An 18586-nucleotide genomic window follows, 5' to 3' on the forward strand; every position below is an offset into this window, starting at 1 on the left:
CTCGAATCTCCAGGAGAAACCCATGAACATCCGCTTCATCGCCCTGCCCGCCGCCGTGCTGCTGGCCGCCGGCACCGCCCAGGCCGTCGAATTCAACCAGGTTGACGCCGGCAAGAGCACCCTCGCCTTCAGCTCCAAGCAGATGGGCGTGCCGGTGCCTGGCAACTTCAAGCGCTTCACCAGCCAGATCAGCTTCGACCCGGCCAAGCCCACCGCCGCCCACACGACCCTCGAGATCGACCTCGCCAGCATCGACGCCGGCTCGAAGGACGCCAACGATGAGGTGGTCGGCAAGCAGTGGTTCAACGTGAAGGCCTTCCCCACCGCGAAGTTCGTGTCCACCAGCGTGCGTGCGCTGGGCGGCAACAAGTACGAAGCCAGCGGCAAGATGACCATCAAGGGCCAGACCCGCGACGTGGTCGCCCCCTTCACCTTCAAGCAGGAAGGCGCCAGCGGCGTGTTCGACGGCGGCTTCGTGCTCAAGCGGATGGATTACGGCATCGGCGAAGGCCCGTGGGCTGATGTGTCCGCCGTCGCCAACGAGATCGACATCAAGTTCCACGTCGTGGCCAATGCAGCCCCGACGAAGAAGTAAGCCCCAACCCCAACTCAAGACCTAAAAGGAAAACAGCATGAAGAAACTCACCGCCCTCGCCCTTGCCGCCGCCGCGATCTCCACTTCGGCCCTGGCCGCCCCGGAAACCTACGTGATCGACGGCAGCCACACCCTGCCGCGCTTCGAATACAACCACATGGGCTACTCCCAGCAGCTGTCGCGCTTCGACAAGACCACCGGCAGCGTCACCATCGACCGCGCCGCCAAGACCGGCTCGGTGGACGTGACCATCGACACCACCTCGGTGAGCACCGGCTCGGCCCTGTTCAACCAGCACATCCAGGGCGAGGACTTCCTCGCCACCGAGAAGTACCCCTCCGCCACCTACAAGTCCACCAAGGTCGTCTTCGATGGCGACAAGGTGGCCGCAGTCGAAGGCAACCTGACCCTCAAGGGCGTCACCAAGCCGGTGACCCTGACCGTCGTCTCCTTCCAGTGCATGCCGCACCCGATGGTAAAGAAGGACGCCTGTGGCGCCACCGCCACCGCCAAGGTCAAGCGTACCGACTTCAACATGGGCAAGTACGCCCCCTACGTGGGCGACGAAGTGACCATCACCCTGCCGATCGAAGCGATCAAGCAGTAAGCCTGCCCGGCGCCGCGCGACCTCCTGCGCGGCGCCTTCCGCCTTCCGCCACACGCGTTCTGCGTGGATAATCGTCTGCAGCACAGAGACATACGGAGGGTGTATCCATGGCATCGAACGCGACGCACACTCGCGCGGAGAAGATCAACTTCTCTCGCACAGACGACCTGCGCAATTTCTGCGCAGCGCCCGGGTACACCGGCCAGCGCACCCCCGGCGTCAGCGCCCCGCTCGGCTATCTCGACACCTACGGCAGCACGCTCGACCAGGATTTCGGGCTCGACCTTCCCGTTTTCGCGGCGCTGCTGCCGCAGCTCGCCCAGACCGACCCCGACGGCACCGCCGTACTGCTCGCCGCGACCTTTCCGCCAGAGCAATCCCTCCCGCCGGCCGCCGCCGACCGCTGGCTCGATAAAATGCTGAAATCGCTGCAGGACACCCTTATCGGCGGCGGCAACATCGGTGGCAACCTCAGCGCCAGCGTCGAGGCCGGCCTTCGCGCCGCGTGGCGCAAGCAGGCCGCTGCCGGCTTCAAGACGCTGCTCGCCGGCGACGCGCCGAGCATCCGTGTCAGCCCCTACATCACCATCACCGCCTCGCGGATCGGCAAGGGCGGCGAGTTGCGCAAGGGCGCGCGGCTCGTCGTGCACGTCAAGGGCCTGCCAACCACCGTCCTGCAGAAGCTGGAGCAGCCCTTCGTCGTCAAACCCAGCGGCAGCACGGCCACGGTACGGATCGGCGCGCGCGACGTGCAGCGCATCGAGGAGGCCGCCACCTCGGTCGCCGGCGCGCGTGCCCAGGCTTCCCGGGTCCTGCGCTACGCCAGCTACGGCAAGGGCAGCGTGCTGGCCTTCGGCCCGAGCGCCGCCATCGATCTTTACGACAGCTACACTGCGCCATCCGGCGCCGGCTTCGCCACTGATTTCGCGGTTCGCTCGGCCAAGAGCCAGAGCGGCAATGCCCTCGGCTTCGGCGCCGGACTGGCCGCAGGTGCAGCCGTCACCGCAATCGGCATCACCGGCGCGCCGGTGATCCTCGTCGGGCTCGGTGTCGGCATCGTCGTTCAGGCGGCGTGGGGCTATTTCGGCGGCGACGACGCCAGCGCCAACCTCATCAAGGGATGGCTCGACTGATGCTGAATCCACCGTCACGCGTCGACCAGCTTTACGCCGCGCTTTGGAGCAGCCCGCTGCTGTCGGCCCTGCTGTGGGGATGCTGGGCGGCGCTGCGCTTTGACGAACGCGGCTGGGCGTGGGGCATTGCCGGCGCGGCGGCGCTGCTTTCAGCCGCATGGTTCGGATATGTCGCGGTGTGGTCGCGATTTGGCTCGGCCCATAACCTGTGGGCGCCTTGGGCGCTCTCCGCCATCATGCTGTGGCCAGCCAGCCAGGCGCTGGCGCCGGCCTTCCTGGACGTGACAGGCGCGCAGATCGCGGGCATTGACCTCTTCACCCTCGCGCTTCACGCCGGCAGCCTGATCACCGCAGCGCTGTGGCATGCGCGCTTCGCCCCACTGCCCGCCGCCGACGCGCAAGCAAAGCATCTCGACTGGCCGGGAACGCGGATCAACCTGCGCCAGCGCACGCTGTCGGCACAGCATGGCGAATCGTCCGGCCTGCCCGGCGCGCTGGCCGCCGGCGTAGGATCGGTGCTGCTGTACGGCTGGCTCAAGACCCGTTTCGATCTGCCCGAGCGCATCGCCATCGCGGTGATTGCAATGAACGCGGTGTCGTTCTTTGTGTATTTCGGAGCGCTGGGCCAGATCCTCGGCCAAGGCTTGCGCCTGCACCAACTTGAAAGCCGATTTCCCGGCCGGCTCTTTAGCCACGAAGCCCTTCCCCAACTGGAAGCCGCCCGCCGTGACAGTTGGCCAGCCCGTCTGTTCCGTTAGAGTCACGGGGAAGCGCACGGCCAGCCGGCACACCCTGCAATCCGCTGCAACTGACGACTCAGCGCCGCGCCGACCGCATCACGCCCGTGGTCTTGGTCGCAAACCCACCCCCCGCGTCTTCTCCGCGGCGCGGGGCAGCGGCCCTGCCACCTTGCGCAGCGCCTCGTCCAGCTGGGCGTCGTGCCCGTAGATGTCGGGGAAGAAATACATCTTGCCGCCCTTCGCCACCGCCGTGCGGTAGGTGATCACCACCGGCAGCGGCTCCTTCAGCCGCAGCGTCGCCGACTTGCCCCGCTCCATCGCCTCACGGATGCGCGTCTCGCTCCATTCGGGCTGATCCTGCAGCACGAACTTCGCCAGCTCCACCGGCGCCTCGACCCGGATGCAGCCGTGGCTGAGATCCCGCCGCGCCCGCGCAAACAGCTGGGTGGACGGCGTGTGATGCAGGTAGATGTTGTCGTTGTTGGGAAACACGAACTTGATGTCGCCCAGCGCGTTCTTCGGCCCCGGCCGCTGGCGGATGCGCATCTGGCCGCGCATCACCGCCTCCAGGTTCTCGTCCGACAACGTGGTGAGCACCCGGCCGTCCCCCGCCACGAACTCGAAACCCTGATCGGTGAAATGCGCCGGATCACGCCGCAGCCTGGGCACCAGCTCGGCCTGGGCAATCGACGGCGGCACGTTCCAGTAGGGGCTGAACTCGATGAAGCGCATGTCCTCGGCGAACAGCGGCGTGCGGGTGTCGAGGGATTTGCCGACGATCACCTTCATCTGCAGCCTGGCCTTGGGCTGGCCGTCCTCCTGGGCGTAAGCGCGCAGGGCGAACTCCGGCACATTCACGACGATCATCCGCGCGGCCCGCTGCTGGGGCGTCCAGCGCAGACGCTCGAGGTTCACGCCGATCTGACGCACCCGCTCCGCCGGGCTCACCGCCAGCTGGGCCAGGGTGTCGCGGCCGATCACCCCATCGGCGAGCAGGCCGTGCCGGGCCTGGAAGGCCTTCACGCCGTCCACCACCGCGCCGTCGTAGCGGGCGCCGGGCGTCGTGGCCGGCATGTCGCCCAGGGCCGCCAGTCGCGCGGCCAGCAGGGGCACGCCGGGCCACGGCTGGCCGGGCTCCAGCTTGCGGCCGGCCAAGGCCGGGAGCGGCGTTTTCCACGCCTTGATTCGGGCCGGGTCGTCGGCGAGCTCGCGGTAACGGCGCAGGGCCTCACGCAGGCTGGTGTAGGGCAGCTGGGCCGGGGCGGCGTCGGTCACCACATCAGCCAGCCGATTGGCGGCCAGCGCTGCGCGCAGGGTAGCGGCCGGGTCGAAGCGGTCGAGGCTGGCGGAGCCGCCGTTGTCACGCACGGCCTTGGGCGGCACGCGCCCGAAGTGCAGGTCGGAAAGAAAGCGCTGCAGCGCGTTGGTCAGCGCGCCGTCGAGGGAAGCGAGATCGGCCTCGGGCAGGCTGGTGCCGCCCTCCAGCGCGGTGAGCACCTGACGCAGGCCGCCGGCGTCGTAGTCGTCGGCATCGAGCCCGTCGTCGGGCGCCTTGAGGAGGAGATCGACCGCCGTCCACGCGGTGTTGCGGGGCCGGCCGGCGTCAAACCACTGCAGCCCTGCCTCGCCATTGGCGGCACAGGCCAGGCCGGACACCGCCATCAGGGCGGCCAGCAGCCCCTGCCGGATGCGCAGCGGGCGCATCTGCAGAGGCCGGAAGAGAGACACAAACATCGCGGGATGAAACTTTCATGTGTTCGAGGCGCGACAGGTTACCCTGAGCGCCCCCGCAATGCACGGCACCGCGACGCTCCGCCACAAACCTAGGCCGTGCGCGGGGTGCCCGCCGGTGCCGCGCCGCCGGCCCGCTCCACCAGCCACAGCACGCCGAACAGCAGCGTACCCACCACCATCACGCCGGAGGCCAGATAGAAGCCCGCCGCGTAGCTGCCCTGCTGGCCCGCCAGCAGGCCGGTGATGGCCGGCGCGCCGATCTGCGCCACGCCGTAGGCGGCGGTGAGCTTGCTCATCAGCTTGGCCGGACGGGTCGGGTAAAAGCGCCCGGCCATCGCCATCACCAGGCTCACGATGCCGGCAAAGGTGCCGCCGAACAGCACCGCGCCAGCCAGCGCCGCCAGCAGCCCGTCGCCGATCACCGGCAGCAGGATGCCGAAGGCCTGCAGGCCGCTCGCCAGGGTGAGCGCCTGCAGCTGGCCGATACGCCGGGCGATCAGATCCCACACGATGCAGGCTGGCGCCGCCGCCACGCCCGCCACCAGGAACACCAGCGCACCCTTGCCGGCCATGCCCGGCAGGCTGCCCACCTGAGCCACCATGAAGGTCGCGCTCACCACGAAGCCGGCGCCGGCACAGAAGTAGGCGAGCATCATCAGCAGCAGGAAGGCTCGGCCGGGCGGCTTGTCCTGCATGTGGGCGCCGCTACCGGCCAGCGGGGTCACGTCGGGCCGCGGCAGCCAGCGCCAGGCGGGCACCGCCACCAGCGCGCCCAGCGCGGCCAGGGCGAACCACTGGGTACGCCAGTCCAGCCACAGGCTCAGCAATGCCACCACCGCCGACACCCCGGCGATGCCGAGGCCGATGCCCGAAAAATGGATGCCCAGCTCGCTGCGATGCCGGTTGCGCATGAGCCAGTTCATGATGAGCCCGGAACCCAGCAGCATGCCGCCGGCCGTGGACAGCCCCGCCGCAAAGCGCGACACCGCCCACACCAGCTCGCTGGTCGATAAGCCCATCAGCACCGTGCTCGCCACCGCCAGCACCATGCTGGCCCGGTACAGCCGATCCTTCAGGGCAAGGCTGCTGATGGTCATCGCCAGCAGCGCACCGGATAAGTAGCCCGCGTAGTTGATCGCCGCCAGCCAGCCGCCGGCGGCCACGCCGAGGCCGGCCTGTTCGCGCATCAGGGGCAGCAGCGGGGTATAGGAAAAGCGGGCGATGCCCAGGAACAACAGCAGGCCGAGGATGCCGGCCGTGAGGACTTTCAGCCGCTGGCGGTCTTCGTCGTTCATGAATGTGTCTCCGGTAAGGCTGGGGGCGCGGCAGCGCATGCGCCGGGTGCATGCGTTCCTACGCCGGGAACGCACCGTTTCAGCTTGATTATTGTCGGCGGAAGGCATACAAGCAAACGCTGAATCTTCATCCAACGAATGCGAAATCCGCATGCAGAACCCGATCCGACAGCTCACCTGCCTCGCCCCGCTGCAGGGCTTCGAGGCCACCGCCCGCCACCTGAGCTTCACCCTCGCCGCCGCCGAGCTGTGCCTCACCCAGTCGGCCATCAGCCGTCAGGTGCAGACGCTGGAAGAACAGCTGGGCGTGCCGCTGTTCGTGCGCGGCCATCGCAAGCTCACCCTCACCCCCGCCGGCGAGGCGATGCTGACGAGCGTGCAGGAGGTGTTCCGCACCCTCACGCGCACCGTCGAGTCGATCCGCGTCGGGCAGCGCCGGCCGGTGACGCTGTCCACCACCATCGGCATCGCGGCCCTGTGGCTGGTGCCGCGCCTGTCGCGCTTTCTGGCCGAGCACCCGGAGATCGACGTGCGCATCTCGGCCAACAACCGGCTGGTGGACATCCAGCGCGAAGGCATCGACCTGGCCCTGCGCTATGTGATGGCCGACCCGCCGCCGCCGGCCAGCCATCTGCTGTTCGGCGAGGACATCTTTCCGGTAGCGACGGCCGAGGTGCTGGGCGAGCTGGCGGTGCGTCCGGCCCGGGCGGAGGACATCGCCCGGCTCACCCTGCTCAACTACGACGACTCGACCCCGGAGCCGTGGCTGGAGTGGTCGATCTGGCTGAAGAAACTGGATCTGGCCGACGTGCAGCCCAAGGCGGTGCTGCACTTCAACCACTACGACCAGCTGATCGCCGCCGCGGTGGCCGGCCAGGGCGTGGCCCTGGGGCGCAGCGTGCTGCTGGCCGAGCACCTCGCCAGCAGGCGCCTGCTGCCGATGGCCTGCGGCTACCGGCATGTCTCCCAGCGGGCGTATTTTCTGGTCGCCGCCTCGGGCGATCCGCGGCCCGAGGTGCGGCTGCTGTCCGACTGGCTGCGGGTCGAGGCCTTCGCCAGCCAGCGCTGAGACGGATCAGCCGATCAGATTGACCGCCGCCCGCAGGCCCAGCAGGTAACTATCAGGCCCGAAGCCGCAGATCTGCCCCTTGGCGATCTCGGCCAGCACCGACTGGTGGCGGAAGGCCTCGCGGGCGTGGATGTTGGACATGTGCACCTCGACGATGGGCGCCTTGAGGATCGCCAGCGCATCGCGCAGTCCGTAGCTGTAGTGGGTCCAGGCGCCGGCGTTGATGACCACCGCCGCCACGCCTTCTTCAAAGGCCCGGTGGATGCGCTCCACCATTTCGCCCTCGTGGTTGGTCTGGAAGCATTCCACCTGCACGCCCAGCTCGGCGCCCAGCGCCACCACGGCGGCGTCGATCTCGGCCAGCGTGGCCGTGCCGTACTGGGCCGGGTCGCGCTTGCCGAACATGTTGAGGTTGATGCCGTTGAGCACGAGGATGGTCTTCACTTGAACTGTCCTTTTAACGCTGAGATTGCCGGCGCGGGCCGGCGTCTCATTTGACCAGGGTGACGGGAATCCCGGCGAGCCGCGAGACCTCCCGCGCCACCGAACCAAGCAGCATCGCCGCCACCGCGCCGCGGCCGTGGCTGCCCATCACGATCTCGTCGACGGCCTGCTCGCCGGCAAAGCGGACGATGGCCGCGGCGGGCTGGTCGTCCACCACTACGTGGGGAACCGGCGCAAGCCCGGCGGCCTCCAGCACGGCGCGGGCCTCGGCCAGGGCCTTGAGGCCTTCGTCCCGATGAAAGTCGCGCAGGGCCTCGTGGTTTACAAATTGCCCCACGTCCTGGCTCACCGGCCGCTGGATGTTGATGAGGTGGATCTCGGGCGCCGTCAGGCCCGCGTCGATCCGGGCCAGCAGCGCGTCGGCCACGCGGCGCGACACCGGAGAGCCGTCGATGGGCAGCAGGATGCGGGTCATGGCTTTCCTTTCGCGGCGGGCTCGCCGGCAGCGGCCTCGCCCAGATCGAGTTCGAGGGTTTCGCGTTCGACTTCGGTGGCGCGGGCGGCGAGCAGCCGGCCCACTAGCACCACCAGCACCGCGCCGGCCACCGGCAGCACCCGGTGCAGCCACGGGGCGTGGGCGTCAATCCACGGGCCGAGCATCAGGTCGGTGACCAGCATCTCGCCGGCCACGAAACCCAGCAGCGCCGCGCCGCCCGTCACCACGATCGGGAAGCGCTCCATCAGCTTCATCAGGAAGGTGCTGGAGAACACCACCAGCGGAATCGACAGGCCCAGGCCGAAGATCAGCAGCGCCAGATTGCCCTTGGAGGCGCCGGCGATGGCCACCACGTTGTCCATGCTCATCACCAGGTCGGCCAGCATGATCGTCTTGATCGCCGCCGCCATGCCCGACACCACCGCGCCGCCCTCGCCGTCGCTCTCGTCCTCGGGCACCAGCAGCTGAACCGCGATCCACAGGAGCAGCAGCGCACCGGCCGCCTTGAGCAGCGGCAGTCGCAGCAGCTCGGCTGCCACGATGGTCAGGGTGACGCGCATCGCCACCGCTGCCGTGCTGCCCCACATCACCGCGCGCTTGCGGTCGACGGGGTTGAGGCCGCGGGCCGCCAGCGCGATCACCACCGCGTTGTCGCCCGACAGCACGATATCAATGCCCACGATCTGGATCAGGGCGATCCAGAAGGCGTGGTCGAACACCATTCCCTGCATGATTCCATGTCCCCGGGCCGGACACGCGCCCGCTACGCCGCCCGACAGGCCGCCGGGCACAAAGATGGAATTGTAGAGGCGAAGCGCCCGCCACGCGCTTTCGCAATGCGCCAACCGCAGCCGGGCGGCGCCGGTGCTATGCTTTTCCACGATTGCGAACCGTTCTCAGCGAGGCCCGCCATGAACAACGCCTTCCCCCTCAAGCCCGACTGGCTGTGCGAGAAACCCGGCGTCTACGACACCGGCACCGGCGCCATCCGCAGCATCGAGGACAACCCCGGCTTTCCCGGCATCCAGCGGGTCACGGTGCAGAGCTACTGTGGCCGCGAAGAAGACAACTGCCGCTACTTCCGCCTCACCGCCGATCCACGGCGGCGTTTCGCCACCCTCGAAGCCGCCCTCGCGGCCCGCCCGGTGCGGCTTACCTGAAGCCGGCCGTCAGGCACTCAGGGCAAAGTCGGCGCGGCGCAAGCGCTCGCTCAGGGTGCGCATCACCTGCAGCGCAAATTCGGGCACCTGACGGACCAGCTCGTTGAAGCGGCGGCCGTCGATCTCCACAAACTCGCAATCGTCACTGGCGGTGACCGTCGCCGAGCGGGGGCCCGGCGAGACGATGGACATCTCGCCCACGATGGCGCCGGGCGTGAGGATCTCAAGCTCGCGCCCGCCGATGGCAACCGACGCCTGCCCGAGGATCAGCACATACATCGCGGCCCCCGGCGCCCCCTCCCGGAACAGCACCGCCCCGCGGGGAACACGAACGATTTCGGGGGCTTTGGAGAAGAGTTCGAAGAAGACCATGGTGGCACGCTCCCTGGCAGGTACTGCGGGTCGTTGGAGAGGAAGTGGACTCGCCTCACCCGACGCAAAAAGCCCGCCACCGACAGACTGCGGAGCCGGACGGTCGGGCTTCAGGAAGGCAAGAATCCACATGATGACAAGCCTAATTCAGGCACGTGACAACCTGTTTACAGGCAGGCAGCAACTGTCTTCAACTTGTAACCCGCCCCCCGTGCCGAAGCACTAAAGTAAGAGAAATGCGGCCTCTTCCTGTCCTGTGCGGAGCACATCATGACGAATCGCAGCCTGCAGTACATCGTCAAGAATCAGGACCCATTGACGCTCGGGTCGGCGGTGAGCGTCCAGCGAGCCTGCCAGTGCATGTGGGATCGCCACGTCGGCGCAGTGATGGTCGTTGACGACGGGCGTCTGGCCGGCATCTTCACCGGACGCGACGCCGTCCACGCCCTCGCCCGGGGCTTTGATCCGGAGCGCACGCCCCTGTCCCAGGCGATGACCCCGAACCCCGACACCATCGCGCCCGACGCCACCGCCATCGACGCCCTGCGGCGAATGCACGACTGCGGCTACCGGCACATGCCCATCGTGGATGGGCAGCGCGTCGTGGGCATTGTCTCCCGTGGCGATTTCCAGGGCCTCGAACTCGATCTGCTCGAGGGTGAGACGAATCTCTGGGAACGCATCTGCTGAGGTCCGTTTCCGCGGCCCCGGGCCACCCCGCCCGGCGTTGATCGAACCGCCCTGCGCCCACCCACGCGGGCGTGGGGCGACGCGCGTCCCATCGGCGCATGGCCGCGCCCACTCTGCCGGAACCCGCCTGTGCCAACCCTCGCACGTCCCCATGCCCGCCCCATGCTGCCGTGGCGCCTCCCGCTGCACATCCCGGTGGCGGTGCTGTTCTCGCTGCTGATCCTTGGCGTCGGCACGGCCATCACCCTGTACCACTTCAGCGAAACCCGACGTCTCCTGGACGCCGCCAACGACCAGCTCTTCCAGGGCATCACCGCCGAGGTCGAGCGCACCCTCGGCGACGCCGACCGGGCGGTGAAGCGCGGCTTCGTCCTCCTCACCGGCTCGCCCCTGGCCGAGGCCACCACCTTTGCCGAGCGGCTGCGCTTCCTGCCCGAACTCACCGGCTTTCTCGAAGCCGACCCGGTGATCGACTCGGTGATGATCGGCTACGGCGACGGCGACTTCCTGCTGGTGCGCCGGGTGGGCGACGACCGCGGCCCGTGGGAGGTGGTGGACGTGAGCCGCGAGGGCGATGTGGACGAGGAGCCGGTCGCCATCGTGTCGCGCTTCGACGCCGCCCTGCGGCTGGTGGACGCCAGCACCCAGCCGAGCGCGCGCTACGAGCCCCGGCTGTCGAACTGGTACCGGCTTGCCGCGGCGAGCGACAGCCTGATCGTCACTCCGCCGCAAATCCTGCCCCAGACCCGGCAGACCGGCATCACCTTCGCGCGTCGCAGTGGCGCCGAGGTCTTCGCCGTCAACGTCGGGCTGCACAACCTGTCGCAACTGCTGGCCCGCCCGGCCACGCCGCCGGGCTCGCGCCTGCAGCTTGTGGACCGGCGCCACGCCCCCGTCGCCAGCCGCGACACCCCGGGCGACGCTGACGGAGAAGGCAGCGCCGAAGTCATCACCTCGGCCCTGCGCACGCACCCGACCGGGCACACCGGCAGCCTGCAGCTGGAGGATGCCGGCGGGCGCGCCTGGCGGGTCTCCACCGCGCCCCTGACCGGCTTTGGCGAACAGCACTGGACCCTCGTCATCGCCTCCCCCGAAGCCGCGATCTTTGCCGAAGCCGACCGCCAGCGCCGCCACGCGGTGCGCTTCACGGTGATCGCCGTGCTCCTCTGCTTTCCCCTCGCCTGGGGGCTGTCGCGCCTCCTGACCACCCCGCTCCACCGCCTCGCCCACGTGGCCCACGCCCTGTCGGCCCTGCAGTTCCAGCCCCAGCCCGAAACCCGCTCGGTGATCCTGGAGGTGGATCAGCTCGCCCTGGCCATCACCCTGATGCGCTCCGCCATCTCCCGCTTCCTCGAAATGGGCCGCGATCTGGGCGCCGCGCGGGACGTGGGCGGCGTGCTCGACGACGTGGCGGCCTGCGCCCGGGAAGTGGCCGGCGCCCGTCTGAGCGTGGTCGAAGTGATCGACGAAGCCGAAGGCCCGCTGCGCCGCGCCGCCGGCGACGCCATGCCGCCCGCCCTCGCCGCCGACCGACTGGCGCGATGCATCCTCGAAGCCGACGGCCCGGCCAGCCTCATCGCCGCCACCCCCGACAGCCCGGACGAGCACGTGCTCGGCATCCCCCTGCGCACGCCCGACGGCGATGCCCTCGGCACCCTGATGCTGGTGGACCGGCGCCACCCCGGCAGCGGACTGGCCCGCGCCGAAGTTGCCAGCTTTCTCCTCGCCCTTGCCGGCAGCGCCGCCGTCGCCCTCGAAAACCAGCGCCTCCTGCGGGGCCGCAAGGCGTTGCTGCGGGGCGTCATCAGCATGGTGGCCGAAGCCATCGACGCCAAATCGCCCTACACCGGCGGCCACTGCCGGCGCGTCACGGTGATCGCCCAGGCGCTGGCCCGCTCGGCCCAGGCCGCCACCGACGGCCCGCTGGCCGCCTACCGGCTCGACGCCGCCGGCTGGGAAGCGCTGGAGATCGCCTGCTGGCTCCACGACTGCGGCAAGCTCACCACCCCCGAATACGTCATCGACAAGGCCACCAAGCTCGAAACCCTCCACAACCGCATCCACGAGATCCGCACCCGCTTCGAAGTGCTCAAGCGCGACGCCGACATCGCCTTCTGGCAAGGCGTGGCGGGCGGTGGCAACCAGGCAAATCTGCAGGCCACCCGCGACGCCGAATGGCGCCGGCTCGACGACGATTTCGCCTTCATCGCCCACTGCAACCGCGGCAGCGAAGGCATGAACGAGGCCGATCTGGCGCGCCTCGACCTGATCGCCACCCGCACCTGGCAGCGCACCCTCGACCATCGGCTGGGGCTCTCCAACGCCGAACTCGCCCGCCTGCCCGACACCCCCGCCCCCCTGCCGGCAACCGAACCCCTCCTCGCCGACGGGCCCGACAAGGTGATTCCCCGCGCCAACGACAACCTCTTTGCCGCCGGCAACCCGTGGGGCTTCCGGATGACCGTGCCCGAGCGGCTCTACAACCACGGCGAGCTGCACAACCTGAAGATCGTCCGCGGCACCCTCAACGACGAAGAGCGCTTCAAGATCAAGGAGCACATCGTCCAGACGATCATCATGCTGTCCCGGCTGCCTTTCCCCCGCGATCTGGCCGCCGTGCCCGAGATGGCCTGCGGCCACCACGAGACCATCGACGGCCGGGGCTACCCCCGCCGCCTGCGGGCCGACGAGATGAGCGTCACCGCCCGCATCCTCGCCGTCGCCGACATCTTCGAAGCCCTCACCGCCGCCGACCGACCCTATCGCAGCGCCAACACCGTCGACGAAGCCCTGGCGATCATGGGCCGGATGGCCGAACAGCGGATCATCGACGCCGACCTCTTCGCCCGCTTCGTGCAGGACGAGGTGTGGCGCCACGCTCCGCCGCCGGGCGTTCTGGGCTGACAGCCGCCATCCGCCTTGTCGGTTTCCCGACACGAACCCGACGCCCGAAAACTGCCATCATATAAATCAGTGACTTAGCGCCTGGCATCGGCCTTGCTATATCCCCAGCAAGGAGGCCGAACGCCATGAAGCAGCCCTTTGTCACCATCAACGATACGACCCTGCGCGACGGCGAGCAGTCGGCGGGCGTGGCGTTCTCCCTCGACGAAAAGCTGCACATCGCCCGCCAGCTCGACGCCATCGGCGTGCCCGAGCTGGAAGTGGGCATCCCGGCGATGGGCGCCGAGGAGCGCGAATCGATCCGCGCGGTGGCCGACCTCGGCCTCGACGCCCGGCTGATGGTGTGGAGCCGCATGCACGCCGCCGACATCGACGCCTGCGCCAACCTGGGTGCCAACCTCATCGACATCTCGGTGCCCGCCTCCGACCAGCACCTCGCCCACAAGCTGCGCCGCCCGCGCCAGTGGCTGCTGGACGAGCTTCCCCGCTACGTGGCGATGGGCCTCGACCTGGGCCTCGACGTGGGCATCGGCTGCGAGGACGCCTCCCGCGCCGATCCGGACTTCCTCGCCCAGCTGGCCGAGACCGCCGAACGCGCCGGCGCCCGCCGCCTGCGCTTTGCCGACACCCTGGGCGTGCTCGAACCCTTCGGCACCTTCGAGCGCATCGCCCACCTGCGGGCACGCACCGACCTCGAGATCGAGATGCATGCCCACGACGACCTCGGCCTCGCCACCGCCAACACCCTGGCCGCGTGCAAGGCCGGCGCCACCCACGTGAACACCACCGTCAATGGGCTGGGCGAGCGGGCCGGCAACGCCCCGCTGGAAGAAGTGGTGGTCGGCCTCGAGAAGCTCCACGGCATCCGCACCGACATCGACCTGAAGGGCTTCCTGGCCCTGTCGAGCAGCGTCGCCCACGCCTCGGGCCGCGACGTGCCCTGGCAGAAGAGCGTGGTCGGCCCCGGCGCCTTCACCCACGAGGCCGGCATCCACATCGACGGCCTGCTCAAGCACCCGGACAATTACCAGGGCTTCGACCCGGTGGACGTGGGCCGCAGCCACCGCATCGTGCTCGGCAAGCACTCCGGCCCCCGCGCGGTGCAGGTGGTCTATGCCGGGCTGGGAATCAGCCTCGGCGAGGCCGAAGCCAGCGCCCTCCTCGGTCACATCCGGCTCTTCGTCGCCGCCCACAAGCACTCGCCCGACGTGGCCGACCTGCACGCCCTGCTCGCCTCGGCCCGGAGCCACCGCCATGTCTGACACCATCACCATGACCCCACCCGCCCTCGCCGCGCAGCCCGCCCTGTGGACCTTGCTCAAGGAAGACCTCGCCTGCGTGTTCCAGCGTGACCCGGCCGCCCGCTCCACCATTGAGGTGATGACCACCTACCCGGGCGTCCACGCCATCCTCGCCCACCGCGTGGCCCACCGCCTGTGGCAGGCCGGCTGGCGCTACCCGGCGCGCTTCCTGTCCTTCGTCGGGCGGCTCGTCACCAACGTGGACATCCACCCCGGCGCCACCATCGGCCGGCGCTTCTTCATCGACCACGGCGCCTGTGTGGTGATCGGCGAGACCGCCGAGGTGGGCGACGACGTGACGCTCTACCACGGCGTCACCCTCGGCGGCACCTCGTGGAACCGCGGCAAGCGCCACCCGACGCTGTCGAGCGGCGTGGTGGTGGGCGCCGGCGCCAAGATCCTCGGCCCCATCACCATCGGCGAGCGCGTGCGCGTGGGCGCCAACTCGGTGGTGGTACGCGACGTGCCGGCCGACCGCACGGTTGTCGGCGTTCCCGGCCGCATCGTCAATACCCGCGCCGCCGGTGGCCGCCTTGAGGACGGCATCAACCTCGATCACAACGTGCTGCCCGATCCGGTCGCCAAATCCATCTCCTGCCTCGTCGAGCGCATCGACCAGCTGGAACGCGAACTGGCCACGCTCCGGCACGACGCCCCGCCCGCCGACCACAGCGGCCAGTGCGCCGTCTGCTCCGCCGGCGACCTGTGCTGCGAAAACCCCGAAATCCACTGAGGCCCCCATGGACCTGCTCGACTTCTCCGACTGCGAACTGTATTTCGACGTGCCGATGCCGGCCGCGGCCGAGCAACTGCTCGCCCAGGCCTCCGCCGAATACGGCGACCCGTCGGCCGAAACCGCCCTGCTGCGCGCCCACCTGCTGGCGCCCGAGAACCTCACGGTGCTGGTCGGCCTTTACCGCTACTACTTCTACCAGCACCGGCTCGACGACGCCCTGCAGGTGGCCGAGCGGGCGATGCAGCTCTCCGGCCATCACCTCGACCTGCCCGACAACTGGGAAAAGCTCGACGAAGCCTGGCTGGCCCACGCCGCCGCCAAATCCTTCGGGCTGCTGCGCTTCTACCTGCTGGCCCTGAAGGCCGCCAGCGTGGTGCTGCTGCGCCTGGGGCGGATCGACGATTCGCGGCGGCGCCTGCAAAAACTGTCGTCCCTCGACAGCCGCGACCAGCTCGGCACCGCCCGCCTGCTGGAAGTGGTGGCCATCTACGAATCGCCGGCCACCGACGACGAAACACCCTCAACCGATGACCTTGCCCTAGCCTGAGGAGGCTGCCATGGAAGACACGCTGACCCTCGCCGAAGCCATGGAAGAACTGGTTTCCGCCGAAGACTTTCTCGACTACTTCGAAGTGCCCTACGAGCCCTCGGTGGTGCATGTGAACCGCCTGCACATCCTGCAGCGCTTCCACGACTACCTGGCCCGCCAGGTGCCCAACATGCCGCCCGAAGAGGACAAGCAGCGCGGCATCTACCGCCTGTGGCTGGAGCGCGCGTATCAGGATTTCGTCGTCTCCAACTCCCTCACCGAGAAGGTCTTCGCGGTGTTCCAGACCGTCTCGAAGCCCGACGGCGGCATGGAATCCTTCGTGTCCATCGACAAGGTCTTCGTCCAGTAACGAGCCCCTGCCAACGCCAGGAGACACCGCCATGATGAACGCCCGCTGGGAATACGGCGAAGCCGTGCGCCTCACGCGCAACGTGCGCAACGACGGCACCTACCCGGGCCTCGACCCCGGCGCCCCGCTGGTCCGCCGCGGCAGCATCGGCTACGTGGTGGACGTGGGCACGTTCTTGCAGGATCAGGTCATCTACTCGGTGAACTTCCTGGACGAAGGCAAGATCGTCGGCTGCCGCGAGGAAGAACTCATCGGCGCCGACGAGGCCTGGACGCCCTCGCGCTTCGAGTTCCGCGACAAGGTGAAGGCCACCCGCCAGCTCGCCGTGGGCGGCGAGGTGCTGATCCGCGACGGCGCCATCGGCGAGGTGATGAAGGTCATCCGCGACGCCCCCGGCGGCGTGGCCTACCACATCCACTTCGACGACCTGCCCGGCCGGGTGTTGCAGATTCCCGAGAGCATCCTGGAGGGCGCCGGCCGCAACACCGCCGAGGACGACGGAGAGTAAGCCATGCACGACGCCTACCTTCAGCTCAAGCTCGCCTGGGAACTCTTCCAGACCGCACCGGGCGAGCTGGACGCAGCCCAGATGAACCGGGTGAGCGAGGTGCTCAGCCGCCAGTACGGCATCGAGCAGCGCATCCTCGAGAGCGACGAGGCCGCCCAGGTGGTGGTGCCCGCCGCCACCCTCGCCGCCCGCCTGGGCGAGATCCGCCAGCGCTATACCGACCCGGACGCCATGGCCCAGGACCTCGCCCGCAGCGGGCTCGACGAAGCCGGACTCGAGGAGGCCGTCTCCCGCGACCTGCGCATCGAGGCCGTGCTCGAACGTATCGCCGCGGCCGTACCCGCCGTCACCGCGGTGGATGCCGAGATCTACTACCGGATGCACCCCGAGGCCTTCGACCGCCCCGAAGCCCGCCGCCTGCGCCACATCCTCATCACTTTCGACAGCCGCAAGGACAAGGCCGACGCCACCGCCCGCCTGGAAACCCTGCGCCACACGGTGAAAGACGCCGACGCCTTCGGCAAGGTCGCCCTGCGCCACTCCCAGTGCCCCACCGCGATGGAAGGCGGCAAGCTGGGCACGGTCAAGCGCGGCCAGCTCTTCCCCGAGCTCGAACCCGCCGCCTTCGCGCTGGAAACCGGCGAGATCAGCGCCGTGCTCGAATCGCCCATCGGGCTGCACATCATCCTGTGCGAGGAGATCCTGCCCTTCGGCATACCGCCCTTCGAGGAAGTCCGCGACCGCATCATCGAACGCCTCGCCGACAAACGCCGCCAGACAGCCCAGCGGGATTGGATCAAGCGCCTCGGCGCACCGCGCTGAGCGCCGTCGCGATATCGACGCCAGGGCATGCTGCCCGCCGGCTCCAGCCGGCGGCGCAGGCATGGCGCGGGAAAATGCACCCGCCATCGAAATCCCATTGCCAAATCCTTCCATCCCGACAGCAAAACCCGGTTGTACAGGGCCAAGGTCAGCGGGATAATCCGTCAGCTTGACGCAGGTTTCTGCCCCCTTGTCACGCCATCCAGCAGTCATCGCCGTTCGCGGATCACGCCGTTTTGCGGATTGGCGTCTATCCTTGGATGGCACGCTTGGTTTCTCGCTGCATCGGGGCATCTGCGTCACCCCGGCCTGCCGCGCAGCCCAGCCATCAAGGCGGGCGCGGCGAGCCACCAGCAATCGCGGAGTGATCTTTCCCGATGGATTCGTAGGAGCGCCGAGATGAAGAAACACGCCGTCTGCCTGCTGCTGATACTGCTGTCGTCCGCCGTGCTGGCGCAGACGCAGTCCCCGACCGTCCGTATCTGCGACGACCGTGGCTGCGAAGAACGCCCGCGCGACGCCGTCACCTTCAACCCCAACGCCCCGGGCGACTCCGCCGCCGAACAGCAGGCCGCCAAGCTAATCGCGCTGGCCGAGAAAGACCCCCGCGCCGCCTACGACCTGGGCCTGCGCTACTTCCGGGGCGACGGCGTGCGCCAGGACAGCTACCAGGCCCTCAAATGGATGCGCGACGCCGCCGAGCGGGGCTACCTCAAGGCCCAGACCGCCGTCGGGCGCCTCTACCTGATGGGCCTCGAAGAAATGGGTTCCGACCCAGCCGAAGCCGAAAAATGGCTCTCCATCGCCGCCGGTCGCGGTGACAAGGAAGCCAAGACCCTGCTGGCCCAGGCCACCAAGGCAAAGCAGAATGAGGTGGCGTATCGACGCTGGGTCGATTCGCAAAAGGCGATCTGGAACAGCTACTGGATGGACCGCTACCAATATGAGTGGCAATGGCGAAACGGCGGCTGGTACGAGTACCGGCCCTATTACGGGCCACGCTACTGAAAAGCACGCCGGGGCGTCAGGCCCCGGGGTTGCGACAAAACACCCCACGACTTACTTCCAAAGGATGAGTGCC

Annotated in this window: 21 protein-coding genes; 15 read left to right on the forward strand and 6 right to left on the reverse strand. The window is 68.8% G+C overall.

The window, feature by feature from the left end; genetic code table 11:
* Window positions 1-22: 22 nt before the first annotated feature.
* The 4 genes from GH681_RS15555 (at window position 23) to GH681_RS15570 (ending at window position 3093) form a co-directional block, all read left to right on the forward strand.
* Complete coding sequence (locus GH681_RS15555) at window positions 23-595, forward strand: YceI family protein (RefSeq protein ID WP_153162413.1); 573 nt, start codon at window positions 23-25, stop codon at window positions 593-595.
* 37 nt (window positions 596-632) lie between these two features.
* A complete protein-coding gene (locus tag GH681_RS15560) occupies window positions 633-1202 on the forward strand; it encodes a YceI family protein (protein WP_153162414.1) in 570 nt (189 codons plus the stop codon).
* Window positions 1203-1309: 107 nt separating this feature from the next.
* Window positions 1310-2335 carry a hypothetical protein gene (locus GH681_RS15565; RefSeq protein WP_153162415.1) on the forward strand — a complete coding sequence of 342 codons (1026 nt, stop codon included), beginning with the start codon at window positions 1310-1312 and terminating at the stop codon, window positions 2333-2335.
* Entirely contained in the window at window positions 2335-3093 is a 759-nt protein-coding gene (locus GH681_RS15570) for a hypothetical protein (RefSeq protein WP_153162416.1), read from the forward strand. Before GH681_RS15565 ends, GH681_RS15570 begins: the two co-directional genes overlap by 1 nt.
* A gap of 78 nt (window positions 3094-3171) precedes the next feature.
* On the opposite strand, the gene GH681_RS15575 is transcribed toward GH681_RS15570, so the two are convergent.
* Together GH681_RS15575 and GH681_RS15580 are read right to left on the reverse strand one after the other, a co-directional pair.
* Window positions 3172-4779 (reverse strand): murein L,D-transpeptidase, encoded by a 1608-nt coding sequence (locus tag GH681_RS15575; RefSeq protein WP_153162417.1) that lies wholly within the window; start codon window positions 4777-4779, stop codon window positions 3172-3174.
* 119 nt (window positions 4780-4898) lie between these two features.
* A complete protein-coding gene (locus GH681_RS15580) occupies window positions 4899-6104 on the reverse strand; it encodes a YbfB/YjiJ family MFS transporter (protein ID WP_153162418.1) in 1206 nt (401 codons plus the stop codon).
* A 151-nt stretch (window positions 6105-6255) separates the two neighbouring features.
* Between GH681_RS15580 and GH681_RS15585 the strand changes: the two genes are divergently transcribed.
* The gene (locus GH681_RS15585) at window positions 6256-7173 is read left to right on the forward strand and encodes a LysR substrate-binding domain-containing protein (RefSeq protein ID WP_153162419.1); all 918 of its coding nucleotides are present in this window, start codon (window positions 6256-6258) and stop codon (window positions 7171-7173) included.
* A 6-nt stretch (window positions 7174-7179) separates the two neighbouring features.
* On the opposite strand, the gene aroQ is transcribed toward GH681_RS15585, so the two are convergent.
* Genes aroQ through GH681_RS15600 form a run of 3 tightly spaced genes read right to left on the reverse strand, consistent with a single transcriptional unit; the run spans window position 7180 to window position 8844 of the window.
* Window positions 7180-7617 (reverse strand): type II 3-dehydroquinate dehydratase, encoded by a 438-nt coding sequence (gene aroQ, locus GH681_RS15590; RefSeq protein WP_153162420.1) that lies wholly within the window; start codon window positions 7615-7617, stop codon window positions 7180-7182.
* Window positions 7618-7663: 46 nt separating this feature from the next.
* A complete protein-coding gene (locus GH681_RS15595) occupies window positions 7664-8092 on the reverse strand; it encodes a universal stress protein (protein ID WP_153162421.1) in 429 nt (142 codons plus the stop codon).
* Complete coding sequence (locus GH681_RS15600) at window positions 8089-8844, reverse strand: TerC family protein (RefSeq protein WP_228111928.1); 756 nt, start codon at window positions 8842-8844, stop codon at window positions 8089-8091. The genes GH681_RS15595 and GH681_RS15600 overlap by 4 nt, the downstream gene beginning before the upstream one ends.
* A 180-nt stretch (window positions 8845-9024) precedes the next feature.
* Between GH681_RS15600 and GH681_RS15605 the strand changes: the two genes are divergently transcribed.
* Window positions 9025-9273 (forward strand): hypothetical protein, encoded by a 249-nt coding sequence (locus GH681_RS15605; protein WP_153162422.1) that lies wholly within the window; start codon window positions 9025-9027, stop codon window positions 9271-9273.
* Between the two features lie 9 nt (window positions 9274-9282).
* Here the strand turns inward: GH681_RS15605 and GH681_RS15610 are convergent, their stop codons facing one another.
* On the reverse strand, window positions 9283-9645 hold the full coding sequence (locus GH681_RS15610) for a Crp/Fnr family transcriptional regulator (protein ID WP_153162423.1): 363 nt from the start codon (window positions 9643-9645) through the stop codon (window positions 9283-9285).
* A gap of 270 nt (window positions 9646-9915) precedes the next feature.
* Here GH681_RS15610 and GH681_RS15615 point away from each other — a divergent pair, with 270 nt between their 5' ends.
* The 9 genes from GH681_RS15615 to GH681_RS15655 all read left to right on the forward strand — a co-directional run bounded on the left by GH681_RS15615 (window position 9916) and on the right by GH681_RS15655 (window position 18513).
* Window positions 9916-10335: a cyclic nucleotide-binding/CBS domain-containing protein gene (locus GH681_RS15615; protein WP_153162424.1), complete on the forward strand. Its 420-nt coding sequence runs from the start codon at window positions 9916-9918 to the stop codon at window positions 10333-10335.
* A gap of 129 nt (window positions 10336-10464) precedes the next feature.
* Entirely contained in the window at window positions 10465-13239 is a 2775-nt protein-coding gene (locus GH681_RS15620) for an HD domain-containing phosphohydrolase (protein ID WP_153162425.1), read from the forward strand.
* A 125-nt stretch (window positions 13240-13364) separates the two neighbouring features.
* The gene (nifV, locus tag GH681_RS15625; RefSeq protein WP_153162426.1) at window positions 13365-14501 is read left to right on the forward strand and encodes a homocitrate synthase; all 1137 of its coding nucleotides are present in this window, start codon (window positions 13365-13367) and stop codon (window positions 14499-14501) included.
* Window positions 14494-15273: a serine O-acetyltransferase gene (cysE, locus tag GH681_RS15630; protein ID WP_153162427.1), complete on the forward strand. Its 780-nt coding sequence runs from the start codon at window positions 14494-14496 to the stop codon at window positions 15271-15273. The genes nifV and cysE overlap by 8 nt, the downstream gene beginning before the upstream one ends.
* Window positions 15274-15280: 7 nt before the next feature.
* Complete coding sequence (locus GH681_RS15635) at window positions 15281-15823, forward strand: hypothetical protein (RefSeq protein WP_153162428.1); 543 nt, start codon at window positions 15281-15283, stop codon at window positions 15821-15823.
* Window positions 15824-15833: 10 nt separating this feature from the next.
* Window positions 15834-16175: a nitrogenase-stabilizing/protective protein NifW gene (gene nifW, locus GH681_RS15640; protein ID WP_153162429.1), complete on the forward strand. Its 342-nt coding sequence runs from the start codon at window positions 15834-15836 to the stop codon at window positions 16173-16175.
* A 31-nt stretch (window positions 16176-16206) separates the two neighbouring features.
* On the forward strand, window positions 16207-16683 hold the full coding sequence (locus tag GH681_RS15645) for a nitrogen fixation protein NifZ (protein ID WP_228111929.1): 477 nt from the start codon (window positions 16207-16209) through the stop codon (window positions 16681-16683).
* A gap of 3 nt (window positions 16684-16686) precedes the next feature.
* Window positions 16687-17505, forward strand: a complete 819-nt coding sequence (nifM, locus tag GH681_RS15650) for a nitrogen fixation protein NifM (RefSeq protein WP_153162430.1) — start codon at window positions 16687-16689, stop codon at window positions 17503-17505.
* 399 nt (window positions 17506-17904) lie between these two features.
* The gene (locus GH681_RS15655) at window positions 17905-18513 is read left to right on the forward strand and encodes a tetratricopeptide repeat protein (protein WP_153162431.1); all 609 of its coding nucleotides are present in this window, start codon (window positions 17905-17907) and stop codon (window positions 18511-18513) included.
* Window positions 18514-18586 lie beyond the last annotated feature (73 nt).

Source organism: Zoogloea sp. 1C4 (genome assembly GCF_009469605.1).
In the GTDB taxonomy this organism is placed as follows: Bacteria; Pseudomonadota; Gammaproteobacteria; order Burkholderiales; family Rhodocyclaceae; genus Zoogloea; species Zoogloea oryzae.

Coding starts and splice junctions, on each gene's coding strand:
- GH681_RS15555 (WP_153162413.1), top strand. CDS start 23: ATGAACATCCGCTTCATCGCCCTGCCCGCCGCCGTGCTGCTGGCCGCC.
- GH681_RS15560 (WP_153162414.1), top strand. CDS start 633: ATGAAGAAACTCACCGCCCTCGCCCTTGCCGCCGCCGCGATCTCCACT.
- GH681_RS15565 (WP_153162415.1), top strand. CDS start 1,310: ATGGCATCGAACGCGACGCACACTCGCGCGGAGAAGATCAACTTCTCT.
- GH681_RS15570 (WP_153162416.1), top strand. CDS start 2,335: ATGCTGAATCCACCGTCACGCGTCGACCAGCTTTACGCCGCGCTTTGG.
- GH681_RS15575 (WP_153162417.1), bottom strand. CDS start 4,779: ATGCGCCCGCTGCGCATCCGGCAGGGGCTGCTGGCCGCCCTGATGGCG.
- GH681_RS15580 (WP_153162418.1), bottom strand. CDS start 6,104: ATGAACGACGAAGACCGCCAGCGGCTGAAAGTCCTCACGGCCGGCATC.
- GH681_RS15585 (WP_153162419.1), top strand. CDS start 6,256: ATGCAGAACCCGATCCGACAGCTCACCTGCCTCGCCCCGCTGCAGGGC.
- GH681_RS15595 (WP_153162421.1), bottom strand. CDS start 8,092: ATGACCCGCATCCTGCTGCCCATCGACGGCTCTCCGGTGTCGCGCCGC.
- GH681_RS15600 (WP_228111928.1), bottom strand. CDS start 8,844: ATGCAGGGAATGGTGTTCGACCACGCCTTCTGGATCGCCCTGATCCAG.
- GH681_RS15605 (WP_153162422.1), top strand. CDS start 9,025: ATGAACAACGCCTTCCCCCTCAAGCCCGACTGGCTGTGCGAGAAACCC.
- GH681_RS15610 (WP_153162423.1), bottom strand. CDS start 9,645: ATGGTCTTCTTCGAACTCTTCTCCAAAGCCCCCGAAATCGTTCGTGTT.
- GH681_RS15615 (WP_153162424.1), top strand. CDS start 9,916: ATGACGAATCGCAGCCTGCAGTACATCGTCAAGAATCAGGACCCATTG.
- nifV (WP_153162426.1), top strand. CDS start 13,365: ATGAAGCAGCCCTTTGTCACCATCAACGATACGACCCTGCGCGACGGC.
- cysE (WP_153162427.1), top strand. CDS start 14,494: ATGTCTGACACCATCACCATGACCCCACCCGCCCTCGCCGCGCAGCCC.
- GH681_RS15635 (WP_153162428.1), top strand. CDS start 15,281: ATGGACCTGCTCGACTTCTCCGACTGCGAACTGTATTTCGACGTGCCG.
- nifW (WP_153162429.1), top strand. CDS start 15,834: ATGGAAGACACGCTGACCCTCGCCGAAGCCATGGAAGAACTGGTTTCC.
- GH681_RS15645 (WP_228111929.1), top strand. CDS start 16,207: ATGATGAACGCCCGCTGGGAATACGGCGAAGCCGTGCGCCTCACGCGC.
- nifM (WP_153162430.1), top strand. CDS start 16,687: ATGCACGACGCCTACCTTCAGCTCAAGCTCGCCTGGGAACTCTTCCAG.
- GH681_RS15655 (WP_153162431.1), top strand. CDS start 17,905: ATGAAGAAACACGCCGTCTGCCTGCTGCTGATACTGCTGTCGTCCGCC.